17 protein-coding genes and 3 pseudogenes are annotated in these 14,806 nt (G+C 46.0%); 15 read left to right on the top strand and 5 right to left on the bottom strand.

Annotated elements, in window-relative coordinates:
* Nucleotides 1-10 precede the first annotated feature (10 nt).
* Nucleotides 11-519: pseudogene (locus JCM16159_RS08445) on the bottom strand (7-cyano-7-deazaguanine synthase).
* A gap of 95 nt (nt 520-614) precedes the next feature.
* Here JCM16159_RS08445 and JCM16159_RS16385 point away from each other — a divergent pair.
* The 4 genes and pseudogenes from JCM16159_RS16385 to JCM16159_RS08435 all read left to right on the top strand — a co-directional run bounded on the left by JCM16159_RS16385 (nt 615) and on the right by JCM16159_RS08435 (nt 3,973).
* Nucleotides 615-1,307 carry an MmgE/PrpD family protein gene (locus JCM16159_RS16385; RefSeq protein WP_243666423.1) on the top strand — a complete coding sequence of 231 codons (693 nt, stop codon included), beginning with the start codon at nt 615-617 and terminating at the stop codon, nt 1,305-1,307.
* A gap of 8 nt (nt 1,308-1,315) precedes the next feature.
* On the top strand, nt 1,316-1,615 hold the full coding sequence (locus tag JCM16159_RS16380) for an MmgE/PrpD family protein (RefSeq protein WP_243666422.1): 300 nt from the start codon (nt 1,316-1,318) through the stop codon (nt 1,613-1,615).
* Between the two features lie 5 nt (nt 1,616-1,620).
* Nucleotides 1,621-1,998: an MmgE/PrpD family protein gene (locus tag JCM16159_RS16375; protein WP_243666421.1), complete on the top strand. Its 378-nt coding sequence runs from the start codon at nt 1,621-1,623 to the stop codon at nt 1,996-1,998.
* Between the two features lie 356 nt (nt 1,999-2,354).
* Nucleotides 2,355-3,973, top strand: a pseudogene (locus tag JCM16159_RS08435) (DNA topoisomerase VI subunit B).
* 75 nt (nt 3,974-4,048) lie between these two features.
* Here the strand turns inward: JCM16159_RS08435 and JCM16159_RS08430 are convergent.
* Entirely contained in the window at nt 4,049-4,486 is a 438-nt protein-coding gene (locus tag JCM16159_RS08430) for a GIY-YIG nuclease family protein (RefSeq protein ID WP_054857540.1), read from the bottom strand.
* Entirely contained in the window at nt 4,480-5,163 is a 684-nt protein-coding gene (locus JCM16159_RS08425) for a hypothetical protein (protein WP_054857539.1), read from the bottom strand. The genes JCM16159_RS08430 and JCM16159_RS08425 overlap by 7 nt, the downstream gene beginning before the upstream one ends.
* 85 nt (nt 5,164-5,248) lie before the next feature.
* Between JCM16159_RS08425 and JCM16159_RS08420 the strand changes: the two are divergent.
* From JCM16159_RS08420 to JCM16159_RS08400, 5 genes and pseudogenes are all read left to right on the top strand, one after another.
* Nucleotides 5,249-6,304: pseudogene (locus JCM16159_RS08420) on the top strand (RNA-guided pseudouridylation complex pseudouridine synthase subunit Cbf5).
* Nucleotides 6,305-6,450: 146 nt separating this feature from the next.
* Nucleotides 6,451-7,608: a radical SAM protein gene (locus tag JCM16159_RS08415; RefSeq protein ID WP_054857538.1), complete on the top strand. Its 1,158-nt coding sequence runs from the start codon at nt 6,451-6,453 to the stop codon at nt 7,606-7,608.
* 22 nt (nt 7,609-7,630) lie between these two features.
* Nucleotides 7,631-8,443 (top strand): GNAT family N-acetyltransferase, encoded by an 813-nt coding sequence (locus tag JCM16159_RS08410; RefSeq protein WP_054857537.1) that lies wholly within the window; start codon nt 7,631-7,633, stop codon nt 8,441-8,443.
* Between the two features lie 114 nt (nt 8,444-8,557).
* Nucleotides 8,558-9,472 (top strand): alpha/beta hydrolase, encoded by a 915-nt coding sequence (locus JCM16159_RS08405; protein ID WP_243666420.1) that lies wholly within the window; start codon nt 8,558-8,560, stop codon nt 9,470-9,472.
* A 264-nt stretch (nt 9,473-9,736) separates the two neighbouring features.
* Complete coding sequence (locus JCM16159_RS08400) at nt 9,737-10,276, top strand: hypothetical protein (RefSeq protein WP_054857535.1); 540 nt, start codon at nt 9,737-9,739, stop codon at nt 10,274-10,276.
* A 279-nt stretch (nt 10,277-10,555) separates the two neighbouring features.
* Here JCM16159_RS08400 and JCM16159_RS08395 read toward each other — a convergent pair whose 3' ends face one another.
* Nucleotides 10,556-10,768, bottom strand: coding sequence for a hypothetical protein (locus JCM16159_RS08395; protein WP_054857534.1), 213 nt, complete (start codon nt 10,766-10,768; stop codon nt 10,556-10,558).
* A 154-nt stretch (nt 10,769-10,922) separates the two neighbouring features.
* The gene (locus JCM16159_RS08390) at nt 10,923-11,150 is read right to left on the bottom strand and encodes a hypothetical protein (RefSeq protein ID WP_054857533.1); all 228 of its coding nucleotides are present in this window, start codon (nt 11,148-11,150) and stop codon (nt 10,923-10,925) included.
* A 92-nt stretch (nt 11,151-11,242) separates the two neighbouring features.
* Between JCM16159_RS08390 and JCM16159_RS08385 the strand changes: the two genes are divergently transcribed.
* The 6 genes from JCM16159_RS08385 (at nt 11,243) to JCM16159_RS16370 (ending at nt 14,468) form a co-directional block, all read left to right on the top strand.
* The gene (locus tag JCM16159_RS08385; protein ID WP_243666419.1) at nt 11,243-11,557 is read left to right on the top strand and encodes a hypothetical protein; all 315 of its coding nucleotides are present in this window, start codon (nt 11,243-11,245) and stop codon (nt 11,555-11,557) included.
* The gene (locus JCM16159_RS08380) at nt 11,557-11,913 is read left to right on the top strand and encodes a hypothetical protein (RefSeq protein ID WP_054857531.1); all 357 of its coding nucleotides are present in this window, start codon (nt 11,557-11,559) and stop codon (nt 11,911-11,913) included. Before JCM16159_RS08385 ends, JCM16159_RS08380 begins: the two co-directional genes overlap by 1 nt.
* The gene (locus tag JCM16159_RS08375; RefSeq protein ID WP_054857530.1) at nt 11,910-13,655 is read left to right on the top strand and encodes a hypothetical protein; all 1,746 of its coding nucleotides are present in this window, start codon (nt 11,910-11,912) and stop codon (nt 13,653-13,655) included. The genes JCM16159_RS08380 and JCM16159_RS08375 overlap by 4 nt, the downstream gene beginning before the upstream one ends.
* A gap of 73 nt (nt 13,656-13,728) precedes the next feature.
* Entirely contained in the window at nt 13,729-13,932 is a 204-nt protein-coding gene (locus JCM16159_RS08370; protein ID WP_054857529.1) for a hypothetical protein, read from the top strand.
* Entirely contained in the window at nt 13,890-14,108 is a 219-nt protein-coding gene (locus tag JCM16159_RS08365; protein WP_243666418.1) for a hypothetical protein, read from the top strand. Before JCM16159_RS08370 ends, JCM16159_RS08365 begins: the two co-directional genes overlap by 43 nt.
* A 189-nt stretch (nt 14,109-14,297) precedes the next feature.
* Nucleotides 14,298-14,468: a hypothetical protein gene (locus JCM16159_RS16370; protein ID WP_243666417.1), complete on the top strand. Its 171-nt coding sequence runs from the start codon at nt 14,298-14,300 to the stop codon at nt 14,466-14,468.
* Nucleotides 14,469-14,806: the final 338 nt, after the last annotated feature.

The following is a 14,806-nucleotide window of genomic DNA, read 5'->3' as shown; positions in this document are numbered from 1 at the left end:
AACTTGAGACCTAGCTAACGACTTCGGTCTTGCTCAGCTTTGAGAGTGGCGCTATGACCCTGAGCCCCCTGGCCCTGCCTATGTAGGTACCTATTGTTAGTGCCCTCGAGATTAACCTCCTGAACTCTCTCGAGGTGTCTGGGAAGTGTTTCGTGTCATCGGCATTATGGCCTGCGACTATTGTGTCTATCCCAAGTACCTCGGCGTAGTATGCGGCGATGGCGTATATTATTGCGTTTCTTGCGGGTATAGTACTTGGGTGAGCACTCCTTAGGTGGCTTGGTCTTTCATTATCATTGCTCCACAGTTCATCAACCTCCCTCATGAATGGTAGATCAACCTCAATCAGTTCCGTATTTGTTAGCCTGGCAAGTTCCCTGGCCGTCTCCTTCTCACGTTCTCCCCTGCCTGGTAGTTTATTGATATGGCGATCACGTCGTAACCACGTGACTTGAGTAGGTATAGTGCCACGGCTGAGTCAATACCTCCTGATAGCAGGAGTATGGCTCTTTTCTTCATTCATGAATGAATATGCAACAATCATTAATAAGTAGTTTGTTATTATTTCATTGAGGTTATGCATTAAAATCAGGGCGTTGTATCATTAGGTGAATATGGTTAAGGATAGTGTTGGTGAGGCCATAATTCATTATGCGCTTAATGTTAAGTTTGAGGACCTGGATCAGCAAGTCATTAATGAGGTTAAGCGTAGAGTCCTCGATGGCCTTGGCGTTGCCCTGGCAGCCTTCATGGCGGAGCCCGTTAAGATAGCGAGGAGTATTGCTAAGAATCACCGGTCAAATGTTGAGGCCACGGTATGGGGCACGCTTGATATGTCATCGATTGAGTGGGCTGTATTTACTAATGCGCTAATGGTTAGGTACCTCGACTATAACGATACGTACCTAAGCAAGGAGCCGCTCCACCCAAGCGATATGATCCCTGCACTATTCGCGGCTGCCGAGTATAGGGGATTGAGTGGTAGGGATTTGATAACGGCCATAGCAACTTCGTATGAGATAGGCGTTAGGCTTTGCGATGCGGGTAGTCTTAGGCTCCACGGTTGGGATCACGTCAATTACATAGGAATTGCGGTTACGGCAGGCCTCGCGAAGCTCATGGGCCTTAGTGAGAGTGAGGCCTTGAATGCGTTATCGATAGCCACGGTACCGCATGCGGCCATGAGGCAGTCAAGGGTTGGTGAGCTTAGTCACTGGAAGGCGGCGGCAACCGCCAATTCCTCGAGGAATGCCGTGTTCGCGGTGTTACTGGCTAGGGAGGGATCACGGGGCCGGACGCACCGTTGAAGGGTGAGATGGGTTTCATAAGGCAGTTACTGGCTGGGGAATTCAATGATAAGTTAATACTTGACCTGAGCTCAATACCGAGCCCCAAGAGGATACTAGACACGTACATAAAGCCATACCCAGTGGAGTACCATGCGCAGTCGGCCGTTGATGCGGCTAGGATGATTAGGCAGGAGTATGGAAAGGCCATTGAGCCTGACGATGTTGAGGCTATAACGATAGACACATTCAAGACTGCCTACGACATAATAGTTAAGGACCCGAGAAGTGGGATCCAAAGACTAAGGAGACTGCGGACCACAGCCTAATGTGGGTGACGGCGGTAGCGCTGCTATACGGTACCGTGGAGCTCTACCACTACAAACCCGAGAACATACGTGACCCCAGGGTGCTTTCATTAATAAGGAAAATGAAGGTTAATGTAGATCCGGAACTAGATAAGTTATATCCGTCGGCGATACCCAATAGGATAACCGTGAAGTTCAGGGACGGCAGAGAACTAACAGCCCGTGTAGATCACCCAAGGGGCCACCCAAAGAACCCAATGAGTGATGAGGAGGTTGAGGATAAGTTCAGGAAGTTAACTGATGGTTTATTAACATCGGGCCAAGCAAACATCGTGATAAATCTCGTGAAGAACCTAGAGAATTTAAAGGATGTTAAACAAATACTTAAGGCTATAGTCATATAAGTGTAATAATAACGGCCCGTGAGACTATTTTAATTCTTAAATCATGAAGATTTTCATATGAGTAATGTTCTATTAATATTGCAATACCTTGCCATATAGTGTAGTTGGGTTAATTCATTTTATGGGCATTATTTATTTATAAACAGGATTATGCAAAATTAAAATTATAATTGTCTTCTGTGTTTAGTGTGGCGGAATCATTGATAGGGTATGCCTAATAATTAAGGTTATGCCTTGTGATGCTTAGTGCAATAGTGTGGTTTTGCGGGTCAGGGTATTGTTAATGATTAATAACCTTATGTATAGTATAGAATGCATAAAGTTTAAATTGGTTTCCGTCTCCTAGGTTCTAGATCATGGGTACTAACGATATTGTTAAGTTTGAGGCCTTATCGCCGGCTGAGTTCTTTAGGCGCAATCGAGAGATAGCGGGATTTAGTAACTCAACTAGGGCTGTTTATCAAACGATTAGGGAGCTTGTCGAGAATAGTCTTGACGCGACTGAGACGTTTAAGATACTGCCGAGCATAAAAATATACATTGACTATGCTGATCAATCAAGGAGTTGGGTCAGTATTTACGTTGAGGATAACGGCATTGGAATACCTGGGGATGAGATACCAAACGTCTTTGGCAGGGTATTCTACAGCAGTAAGTATAGGATTAAGCAGCACAGGGGTATCTTCGGGCTTGGCGCCAAGATGGTTGTGCTATATGCCCAATCGACCACGAATACGCCAATACTCGTTAGGAGTGCACCATTGAAGAGTGATGTTATTTATGAGTATCAATTGATGATTGATATTACGAAGAACGAGCCCGTGATAGTCTCACAGAGAACGCTGGAGAATAAGTATGGGTGGCATGGCACGGCGATTAAGGTGGTTCTTGAGGGTGACTGGTCAAAGGCTAAGCGGAGGGTTGAGGAGTACCTGAGGAGGACCGCCATGGTCGCGCCGTATGCCGAGTTTGTACTCAGGGGCCCAGATGAGGATGACGCCATTAAAATACCCAGGGTAACCACGAAAATGCCTGATCCACCGGAGGAGGGTCTTCCGCATCCCAAGAGTGTTGATGTGGAGTTGATAAAGCAATTAATACAGAGGGACCCAAATACGCCACTGCTTGAGTTCCTTGTTGAGAACTTCGATGGTGTTGGTGAGACGATTGCTAAGACATTCCTTGACTTTGTTGGATTACCGCCCGACATGCCCGTGGGTAAGCTTGTGAATGATGAATTGGTTAATTTCGTAACAAAGATGAGGGAGTTTAATGGGTGGAGGAGGCCCAGGGCTGATTGGCTTTCACCGATTGGTGAGGACATACTTGCCGAGGGTGTCAAGTTCGTGCTTAGACCGAGGTTGTATTTACAGTCACTAGGAAGCCGAGTTCGTACATGGGTAATCCATTCATTGTCGAGGCAGCGTTGGCTTGGGGTGGGGCTATCGAGCCCAGTGATAAACCGATTATCTATAGGTTTGCTAATAAGGTTCCGTTGATATACGATGAGGGCAATGATGTTGTTAGGAAGATTGTTGATGAGATCGATTGGACTCAATACAAGGTTAAGTTCCCGGCCCCCCTAGCCATAGTAGTCCACATATGCTCTACGAAGATACCATATGCAAGTGCGGGTAAGGAGGCGATTGCCGAGGTACCCGAGATAGAAAACGAGGTAAGGAACGCGGTTAGGGAGGTCGCCAGGAAGTTAAGGCTCTACATAACGAGGAAGGAAAAGGAGCAGGAATTACTAATGAAGTATGCAATATTCAGCATGTATGCCGAGGAGATCGCCAGCGCCCTCTCCTACGTGAGTAAGGCGGACTTCGATGAACTAAGGAGTAGCATTAACGCATTAATAAGGGAGAGATTAAAGATTAGAAGTCTCGAGGAATTATTGACAAATACTATTAATAATGCCGAGAACGGGAATAATGAGGGCAAGAGTGATCAGGATCACGAGCCATCATCATGAGCCCTCAGACGCACCAGCAACATCACTAGGCTACATTGAATAGTGAGTTTATATGATTATCTCTATAATGACCTATTATAAATGATTATTGAATTTATGGCTGCATTCATTATTCGGTTCCTTATGAATGGTCATGCTTAATTCATGGAGAATCTTAATGATGGTCTCATCACCTGAACCCACCCTAAATAGGTGTGTTTTATCCCTCCTCTTATCGCTGTTTCCAAAGCCTGGAATTCCAGGGAACCTACCAAGTAATGCCTTGGCGACATCCTCCTCCGCATAGGGCAGTATCATGACGGCTACCTCATCACATACTCCATGCAAGTAATCAACATGCCAAAACCTATTAACAACCTTACTAAGATGCCTAACTATGCGTGCCGAGCATGCATTACCGCATGAACCCACGTACGCGTAAAACCCATCGACTATTGCGAACTTCCTACCCCTGGTAGTTACATAGCCACCCCTACACCTGAATAGGACTACATAGCTGTGCTCCTTCACCATACATAGGTCACATTAATAACGGCGTTCTCCGGTATCTTGCCATTAATCATCGTACCCGCACTTGCCGGTGGGTAATACTCAGCAACATAGCATGTAAAGCCGAGGGTGAGTGCATATGTTGAGTTTGGTAGTACTGGGATGATTAATTGTCCGTACTGACCAGCCTCATAGGCATATGTTGAGCTCTCGTACGTATACACCGCGGTCATGGGAATCGAGGGCATTGCCTGGGCCATGACATACACGTAATACGATACCGAACCCTCAATGACCTGGGGATTCGACAACCTATACGTTATTATTAGGTAACCAGGTCCCTTAGTTTCGAAATAAAGTTCCTTAGTTGATTGTAGAGTGTAGCCATTACAGCCTGTTACTGATAATGTGGCGTTCATGGCCAGGTTACTCACAATAACCTCCCTATGGCCTAGTGAGCCCTGGTACTGAATCGAGCTTTCATTTGCCATGCACTCATTCAGCTTCTGAAGGAGTGCGGTATACTTAATGAGTAGGTTCGTGTAATTGCTCATCAACTCCTCATACTCAGCCGAGTTAACGTAAGAACCGCCCACTGCGGTATTACTCCTGACCATGTATAGCGAGTGTATTGAGTACACAAGCGCTATTGCGAGTACCAGCGTTAGGATTGCTACGCTTAACGCCTTTATACTTGGCACTCGTAGTCTTTACTGTGGGGTAAAATAAAAGTTAATTTGCCGTGTCGTGGAGATAGGCTTTTATAATTTCATAGGACTTGAAATTATGATTGGCGTGTCGTTACCTAATTACTGCAATGAGCCGGAGATCCTCGTTAGGATACCCAACGAGCAGACCAACCAGAGTGGGGTATACCACCGGAGAAGAGGCCCATGGATCTATACCTTAAGTACGGCTTTGTGGTGATCGATAAGCCAAGGGGGCCGACGAGTCACGAGGTGGCTGCCTGGGTTAAGAAAATGCTTAATCTCGATAAGGCTGGTCACTCAGGGACTCTCGACCCAAGGGTCTCGGGCGTATTGCCCATAGCGCTTGGTGAGTCAACAAAGGCAATGCCCGCAATAAACACACTTGATAAGGAGTACATAATGGTCATGAAGCTTCACGGTGATGTTGATGACGAGAAGTTGAAGGCCGTGCTCAGGGAATTCACCGGCGCCATTTATCAGAGACCGCCATTAAGGAGTGCTGTTAAGAGACAGTTGAGGATTAAGCACGTTTATGAACTTGAGCTTCTCGAGAGGATGGTAAATACGCATTGATTAAGATGAACGTGGAATCCGGGACCTACGCTAGGAAACTCGCCTACGACATCGGCGAAGTACTGGGAGTCGGCGCTAACATGAGGGAGCTAAGGAGAACCAGGGTTGGTTGTTTCACGGAGAAGGAGGCAGTTACACTTCAGGACCTTAAGGATGCGTACACACTCTATAGGGATTATAGTGTTGAGGACTTGCTCAGGACCTACGTGAAGCCCGTTGAGTACATGGTTAGGCACCTACCAAGGTCTGGATTAGGGACTCAGCGGTCGATGCTGTATGCCATGGCGCCGCGTTGGCGGTTCCAGGCATTGTTAAGTTAACGAACAATATTAACAAGGGATCGCTTGTGGCAATAATGACGCTTAAGAATGAATTGGTCGCCCTTGGTTATGCGGAGATGACTAGTGATGAGATAATGAGGGCACAGCGAGGAATCGCTGTTAAGACGACCAGGGTGGTCATGAAGAAGGGCACGTACCCACCAATGTGGAAGCGAAGGAATACCGGGGGAAAGGCTGAGGAGAAGCCACAAGGTTCTGAGGGTAAGTCACAGCAATAGCTTTATTACTTCTTTCATAATTAATGCGCTGATTGATGAGAGTTGAGGGTCAACTGACCTGGTGAGGAACAGCGGATCACCTGACTCTTCCTTTCGACATCCGTAATTTAAACAGGAATACACAATTATGGAGATTAGGCGATTAAGTGATTGATGAAACCGAGATATACCTAGACGAATGCCCCGCATCACCACTGGGCCACATACTGGTCCTACGGAGTAGTATGGAGGGTGGTAACGAACCTCCATACCTAAGCATGGATTCGATAAATGACGTAACCATACACCTAACCCACGCGTGTAATCTCAAATGTAGGCATTGCTATTTATCGGCAGGTAAGCCATTAAGTGGGGAGTTGAATGTTGATGATTGGCTTCACATACTCGATAAACTAAGGGATTTGGAGGTTAAGTACGTGTATTTATTGGGTGGTGAACCGACGTTACTGATTAAGAGGGGTTTATTGAGGATAATAAGTCATGCGAAGGATCTCGGCCTCTACGTATCGATGAGCACCAATGGTACATTGATTAATAGGGAAAACGCGCTTCAACTTAAGAGGGCTGGTCTTGACCAGGTCCAAGTAAGCCTTGATGGTCCAAATCCCGCGGTTAATGACGTGATTAGGGGTTTTGGTAGCTTTAATAAGGCTATCAGGGCTATTAATGTATTTAGGGAGGTTGGTATTGCCGTGTCGTTGTCATACACGGTAATTCCTGATAATGCCTATTACGTAATCGACATGGTTAAGCTAACGGAGAGGTTGAGGGTACCCGTGCTCACCTTTATACGTGCTCAGGAATTTGGTAGGGCTCGAGAGAACGGTTTATCACTTAGCGATGAATTGGCGAGGATGGTGATTAAGGATTTAATGCGCATTAGGACCAACGTCAAGCTGGTCCTAAATGGCTTTAGGTTTAGTCTCAGCGATTTATATGAGGTATATAGAAAGTCAAGGGAGAGACTTAATGCCCTTAAAATCATTAATTACTCAACATGCCCTGCAGGCAGGAGTAGGTTCGTAATAGACTCAGACGGTAATGTCTATGGGTGTGAGCTATTAATGAGTAAGGAGTTCTACGAGGGCAATGCGTTGAGGGATGACCTTAGGGCTATTTGGAGGGATGGCTTTAGGTCCTTTAGGGGTAGGAGATATGCGGAAATAAGGCCATGCAGCACTTGCCCAATGGCTGACCTATGCAACGCAAGTTGTCCTGCCCGGGCATTTACGGCATTCGGCTCCGTGAATTCGCCTGATCCTTACTGCCCCATCATTAAGGAACTGATTAATAAATCCAGGTAATGATTTACTCCTAATTAAGGAAATGATTGTTGATATATTCAGGGAGTTGAATAGGGATGTACTTAGCCTAATCAAGAGGGCCTACATGGCGGATCCCATTAGGTATGCCTACCTGTTCTACGACATTACTTACTACCCGGAGTTCACCGAGGCGTACCTAAACGTGGTCGGTAATGAGATAATTGGTTACATACTAATATTCAGGGGATTGTCATACACGGCGATTCACGTAATCGGTAATGCGCCCATTAACATACTTGATAAGGCTTCATTAAGTAATCACCTAGTGATCTATGCAGAGACCGAGCCCAAGTACGTAAATAGCCTGGTCAATAAACTATCCAGTAGGGGCGTGATATCACTATCCAGGGGCCTAACAATGGTTTGCCAGGGAAACACATTCAGGGAGTTCATAATCAACGGTAATGCCATAGTCCGCAAATTATCAATTAACGACATTGACGAATTCCTTGGGATAAAGAACATACAGGGGGCACGTATAAGCAGGGCTGAGGCGTTAATTAGATTATCATCACCTCACTGGCATTACTACGGCTTATTCATCAATAATGAGTTAGTGGCTATTGCAGGCACGTACCTAAAGCTGCCGGAGGTTTGGATCATCGGTGACGTATTCACGACACCCAACTACAGGAGCAGGGGCTTTGCGAAAGCCGCGGTCTCCGCGGTAACTAAGGATGCAATTAATGCTGGCGCTATGGCAATGCTATATGTAGATGAGAATAATATATCCGCCCTGAAGCTTTATAAGGGGCTTGGTTATTACGCGGTACAGGAGTTCATCATAATAATGTCTAACTTAGCTATAATATAAATACACTATATACTTTATACTTTTATTTAGTATAAACCCTGATTAATAAGCTGAAAAAGTATGGATCCTGAGGTTAAGACTTATCTAATGCTGCTTTTAGTGTCTCTAGTCTTAATGATAGGCGGGGGTGCCTTTGCATCCTATGTTAATTCTGACTTTGGTTTTGTCCACGTATATCAAATATCAATATATGGTGATCATGGGGCAGTAATAAGCGCCATGCTTTACGTACCTAGTACCGCATCACCAAAACATCCCGCCCCAGCTGTTTTAGCTGTTAATGGATGGAATAATCAAAAGGAGTTCATGCAGAATGTAGCCATTGAATTGGCGAGAAGAGGATACGTGGTGTTAATAATGGATCCTTACGGACACGGGCTCTCCGGTGGTACCATAGGGCTTTTAATTGCCTATGGACCTTACGGCACAGTAAGCGCGTTGAAATACCTGGCATCTCTGCCGATGGTTAATGCCAGTGATATTGGGCTTGTTGGCCACTCCATGGGTGGTTTAGCCATAACCGAGGCTGCCCTGGCTCTTCCAAGTGATTATAGGTCCATGTTTTTCATGGAATCAACGCCATTTTGGTACGGCTTCTACAGCCCATCACTGGTTAGTCATCTTAAGAACGTGGCCATAGCCTTTGGGCTATACGAGGAGTTAGGGCCACTAATGATGCATGAACCGACGGGTTTTGACGCGCCTAGGTCGCCGTTATTAATGCAGTTCTTCAATACCTCACAACCGGTGGTGCCGAACGTGATATATGGATCTATAAGTGATGGAACTGCAAGAATATTGTATCAACCTCCAATAACCCATGCTCAGGCAACTGATGATCCAACGGAGATAGCCGAAGTAATACAGTGGTTCTATCAAACCCTTGGCGCCCCTATTTACATACCGCCATCCAACCAAATATGGCAGTGGAAGGTAGTTGGTACAGGAATAGCATTATTCGGCGCATTCATCTTCCTATTCGCCGCGGGATCCTACTGCTTAGGGCAGGTGTCTTTAGGTCCCTGGTAAAGCCAGTGCCTGACTATAGGGGATTCACGGGGATTGGTTGGTGGATAAATGCTGTGATAGTAACGGCATTAGGTCCAGCGCTATACATATGGACAAACCTATTCGTTTGGAGCCACTTAACGTCATTTGTGAGTATAGTATTTCCCCAGGTACAGAGTGATGTATACATGTTTTGGGCATTGGTGGTTGGCGGTATAACAATAGTACTCCTCATATTAGATCACTTTGTTTTCCTGAGGAAAAAGGGTGCAACTGCGGTTAATTATGGGCTTTCATGGGGCGATAGAAAAAACGACCATAATAAACATAATCAAGGCTTTCGCCTTCGCAGCAATAGTACTATCAGTCCTATACGTAATACTGGCCTTCGTGTTTTACACATTCAATGTGGACTTTAGGTTATGGATCTGGGCCCTGGAACCCATGACCTTTAGAAGGTTTGTGTACTTCTGGGCGTACCTACTACCATTTTCAGTCCTCCTTGTGCCACTGGCCGTATTGTTTAGCGGATTTATGAGACCAAGAAATGGGAAAGTAGGTATTGGGGCTGAAATGGCCATAAATTCCGTAGTACTAACCCTGGGCATAATAATTTGGCTGGCCATTGTCTATGGCGAAATATTTGCTGGGCACGCACCTAACTTAAGTGTACTTCCAATATACATGATACCCTTCGTAATACTATGGCCATTAATTGCTTCGTTAGTGACGTTCTACTTTAGAAAGACAGGAAACGCCTATGTTGGCGCGTTCCTAGTGACCATGTTCATTGTATGGTATGTAGTCGCCTTTGACTCATTCTAACACCAGGTACCAACCATCAAAATAAAAATTCGAGCTTACTTTTCCTTAATTAAATTCCTCACGGTGAAATTTTACAAGATGAATTCCAATTCCTGGTGCGGGGGGTGGGATTCGAACCCACGCAGGCCTTCGCCAGCGGATCTTGAGTCCACAAATCCGTAACTTAATGATCGGGAATTAATACGATTATTCGTAACAGATGTTATTTGTGAGTCAGGTAGTTTGGTGGTGGTTAGGTAAGTTTAGGCGCATAAATCGTATGCCCGTAACATGCCCACCCTAATACTTTTCCTCATCTGTTATAATGACCTTCACCTTCCTACCTATTAACTCATCCTCCTGAATCCCATGACCCCTTATCACGCGTTTAGGTATTCTAATGAAGTAGTAAAGCGTTTTCCCACCACTCCTGCCCACTTGAAGCCTTGTACTAAATGTTAGTTTCTTACCCACCTCAATGTATAGGCTTATAATTAGTTTCTTATTACCCATGATTTCGTCGGGGAGTATTACCTTAGGGATAGTAATCCTAAGGTATCTACCATCATGATAAACCCTGGCGTAATACTCCAGCTAAAGTCATATGGGCTTGGATACCTCACTGAATTATGGAATTCGAAGCCATCAAGGGATGGTAGGTAAGCTATTACTTTATACTTCCCCTCCTTGCCCCAGGTCTCGAGACAAGGTACTCAATACTACTGGGATTACGGGCCTGCACCCACCCAATTTCCTCACAAACCCTCCTAATCCAACTCCTCAATTCCTCAAAATCGCCACTAGAAATACTCCTAGTAGGGCATTGGTACAAATCCCCACCAACCAACTCCTGTGAGCCCTCCTGGATCCTCTGCCCTGTGATGTAAAACCACATACAAGTAATAACTCAACAATTAGGTGTTTAAAATACTTACACTTCACTCGCGCCCAGCTAATTAGGCCCCAGTGTAACTGAGCGTTCAGGTGTTGAGGAATGGAACTGCAATTGTTGAGATACCCATGAGGGTGAGGATTTGGAAGCGTGGGAGGCAGCACCTAGCCGTGGTTAGGGATGAAGTCGTGGTTGAGGAGCTAATGAAGTACGTGGGGGTGAGGGTTAGGTTGGTCATTAATCATGGGGGTATTGAGCTTCCAATAGAGGCTAAGCCCATTATTGAGAGGGAGGGTAATAGGACGTATATCCTATTCACATTACCAAGGAGGCTGAACATCCTTTGGCAGGGAATCACCGAGGCGAGGGCAAAGGTGATTATTGAGAAGCGAGGGATGGGTGAGGCGTGATGGTGAATAGAAAGATGAAAATAGTGAAGGCCTACGGATATTCGAACAACAAGATCGTCGAATTAATCAACGTTGAGGATTTCAAGGCCTGGTTAAAAAGATATGCTTGCCGCATAAACGCTGGGGTTTTCTCGATTGGAGCCATTAGGCTACTTATCGAGTATGCGGTCATCGTCATGAAATTGAGGGAGGAAGAGGCGCTGCAGGTCATTGACGCATTGTATTACAAATTGCTCGTTCCACTCCATAAGGAGGGATTGATTGAGCTCGCGAGTGCTTCTGGCTTTCAATTACCCACAAATGTTTGGGATGCTGTTGTGAACATCGATAGGGATGTTGTGAGGTGTTCTAAATGAGCAGTGGGCAATGCCCACCTGGCTTCGTATGGAGTGAGAAGTTGAACAAATGCATGAAGTCGTGGGACGATATACCCGAAAAGAAGACTAGCCTCGCTGAAGTCCTCGGCCTTCCCGAGGGCAATAATAATCAATCTAATAAGGAAGTTAAGCCTGAGGCTAAAAACGAAGCAAAAGCTGAATCAAAACCCGAGACAAAACTAGAGGTTAAGTCTGAGGAGTTCATAGCAATTGGTAAGGTCGATGGCGTTGAGGTCAAGGTCAAGGTTAATGACCCCAACTACGTTTGCTATGGCGATCGCTGTGGTTGGGTTCATTATAGTGAGATAAATGACATCATGAACACATTGAATGTTCCAAGGCCAATAGCTGAGGGAATCGCAAAAGCCGTTACAAGGTATCTGCTTCGTTCTAATAACCTATTCAGGGAGTGCGTGTCGAAAGCTTACATTTACAATAAGAAGACTGGCGAATATGAGGAGGATTGTGTGAAGGAGGTCTATGTCGAAATAAGAGGCGAGCACAAGGTCGAGGTGTTTCTAGTGAGGTATGGGGAGGAGCGTGAGGTTCATGAGCCAATCGCAGTCCTACCTAGGCGAATCATTGAATATCATGACCTATTCATGGACAACACGTACTATTTATTTACTGATGACGCTGGTCGACTGCACGTCGTCATTGATAAGAATGAGATCGTGAATGAGTTGAGGAACGCGGGATTTATAATCGAGAGGTTGAGTTATGAGGTTCAGGTTGCGATTGAAAATTTAACAATCAGGGATTCTGGCTACCTAATGCCTGGTATTACCGAGGAGGGCATCATTGACCCAACGCAGAGGCTTGCGGAGTTGCTTGGCTTGAGTAATCTCAAGACTTTGACGCTTGACCTCAATGACTACGGCATTGAGTCCTTAGCAGCAATTCATGACTTTGTAATGAGTCACTACCCTGGCGATAATAAGTGGCGTGCACTCGCGAATGTCGCGTTGGTTCTCGGTAAGGTCGTGAGCCCAGTCGTGAGGAAGCGAAACAGGACATTTATCGACTCGCTCATATGGAACTACGGACGTGGAGGGGAGGGTAAGACAACGCTTGTTGAGTATGTTCTAGCTCCACTCCTGGGCATTACCGATGAATACAACGCGAATTACTTCGTGATCATCAAGGGCAGTGTCCGTAGCTATCAGCAGTTCCGTAACCTGATTAGCCTCAACAGGCTGCCGTTGATCCTTGACGAGCAGACCGAGAGGGCATTAGCCAACAATGCCGAATTGATCATTGAAGCCACAGTTGGCTCGGGCATAATTGGCGTCCACGCTGCCAAGTACGGGCTTGGCATTGGTGCAAAGTTCATGAGTTCGAGAGGGGTTGTCGTCTTCACTAACGTGCCGTTCAGCAGGTTCTTAAAGAAAGTCCAGGAGCTTGCGAGTGAGTTCGCATACGTCAGGCGTGTCGTGGTGATTAATTGGGTTCATGAGCTGCCGAACTTCACAACCGATGAACTTCATAAGTTGTATGAGTCAATTAAGCCGATCTATGGTGCAATAAATAGGGTTTGGATGAAGTACAGGGATGAGTTGATTAAGGCGAGGGACATCTTTGAGTTGTCGAAGAAGTTACTCCTTGCCCTGGGTAGAGAATATGCAGTGGATAATGAGGAGTTGGTGAGGGTCATTGAGGACTACATCAAGGCGCTTGACCTCGTGATGCAGGAATTCGAAGGCGAAAAGCCCAATTGCTAAGAAACGATGCCGAGGAGTTCAGGGATGCGGCGTATGATTTCGCGAGGAAACTGGCATCCAGGTCAGGTCCTGGATGGATGTCGTGGATGCCCTAATCAATAACCCGTCATCGGGCATCGAGCTTCATAGGGCAAAGTACTCAGACGAGGTCACGGCAATACAGGAGAGGACGCTTAAACTCCTCGGTGTTGGGCCTAACGAGGACTTCACCACAAGCCCAAGGTACCCAATTCAGTGGCTAGGGCGCTCCAGGATGGTAGGGTCAAGGTTTACGTGAAGCCGTATGCCCTGGGCATAGTCCCAGGAGGAAGGAGGAAATGGATGAATAAGGAGGGCATACCCTATAAGGGCAGTAGGTACTACGTCCTTGACTTGGACGAATTCCTCAAGGTCTTTTATGAAGCCAGCGAGGAACCCGCGAAAGAGGATGAGGAGCAGAATGGTAGTGCTTAAACTTTGACAAGTGTAGCACGGCTTTCTACCATTCTACCAATTCTACCAAACTCCCACTTATTACTTTACCTCTACCCCCACGTGGGGTGTCGAATTGAGGATACGAAGACTCTGAGTACTAGAGTGTGTGGGAAGCCTGGTAGAATTGGTAGAATGGTAGAATACCGTGACTGGGTTGTAGAAGTTTTAATGGTTTCTTTACAAAGTTTAAGGCACGGCAGGTTATTTGCCCTCATCCTAGAGCCAAGGCCTGGCCAGGCCTGGGCAGTACCGGCATCCCTAACGGCCACGAATAAAGTCAGGATCACGACAGACTTCATCAAGAAGGCAGGCATTGACTCGCTGAAGAATTTATTTTGAACACTTGACAGCGAACTTAGTTTAACTATCGTAATCAATTAGGGTTGAAATTAGCCAATGCTCATTTTAGCTTTTAATGCATGATTAGCCCTAATTAGCAAGCCCTTGGGCTTGCTAATTAGTGATTAGTACTGGCAATCCTCAAGTGATGAGAGCTGGCCCCTGATTCATGATTGCGTCCCCAACCGGGATTCCTAAAACACAAGCTATTTAACTAGTGCACGAAAAGTAAGGCCGATGGAAAAATGGAATCCACGCCAACGTGGTTAAAGGCCCTCGCAATAATGGGCATAGTGGCAATAGCCCTCTTGGCTGTGGTGGTCGTGAGCCCGCATGTG

Source organism: Vulcanisaeta sp. JCM 16159, from assembly GCF_001316265.1.
GTDB lineage: Archaea > Thermoproteota > Thermoprotei > Thermoproteales > Thermocladiaceae > Vulcanisaeta.
This window is presented reverse-complemented; position numbering and strand designations above follow the sequence as displayed.

Bases quoted from the DNA above. Each gene is read 5' to 3' on its own strand.
- JCM16159_RS08390 (WP_054857533.1), bottom strand. From the start codon at position 11,150: ATGTGGTTTTACATCACAGGGCAGAGGATCCAGGAGGGCTCACAGGAG.
- JCM16159_RS08380 (WP_054857531.1), top strand. From the start codon at position 11,557: ATGGTGAATAGAAAGATGAAAATAGTGAAGGCCTACGGATATTCGAAC.
- JCM16159_RS16370 (WP_243666417.1), top strand. From the start codon at position 14,298: ATGGTTTCTTTACAAAGTTTAAGGCACGGCAGGTTATTTGCCCTCATC.
- JCM16159_RS16385 (WP_243666423.1), top strand. From the start codon at position 615: ATGGTTAAGGATAGTGTTGGTGAGGCCATAATTCATTATGCGCTTAAT.
- JCM16159_RS16380 (WP_243666422.1), top strand. From the start codon at position 1,316: ATGGGTTTCATAAGGCAGTTACTGGCTGGGGAATTCAATGATAAGTTA.
- JCM16159_RS08400 (WP_054857535.1), top strand. From the start codon at position 9,737: ATGGGCTTTCATGGGGCGATAGAAAAAACGACCATAATAAACATAATC.
- JCM16159_RS08375 (WP_054857530.1), top strand. From the start codon at position 11,910: ATGAGCAGTGGGCAATGCCCACCTGGCTTCGTATGGAGTGAGAAGTTG.
- JCM16159_RS08370 (WP_054857529.1), top strand. From the start codon at position 13,729: ATGGATGTCGTGGATGCCCTAATCAATAACCCGTCATCGGGCATCGAG.
- JCM16159_RS08430 (WP_054857540.1), bottom strand. From the start codon at position 4,486: ATGGTGAAGGAGCACAGCTATGTAGTCCTATTCAGGTGTAGGGGTGGC.
- JCM16159_RS08395 (WP_054857534.1), bottom strand. From the start codon at position 10,768: ATGGGTAATAAGAAACTAATTATAAGCCTATACATTGAGGTGGGTAAG.
- JCM16159_RS08405 (WP_243666420.1), top strand. From the start codon at position 8,558: ATGATAGGCGGGGGTGCCTTTGCATCCTATGTTAATTCTGACTTTGGT.
- JCM16159_RS08410 (WP_054857537.1), top strand. From the start codon at position 7,631: ATGATTGTTGATATATTCAGGGAGTTGAATAGGGATGTACTTAGCCTA.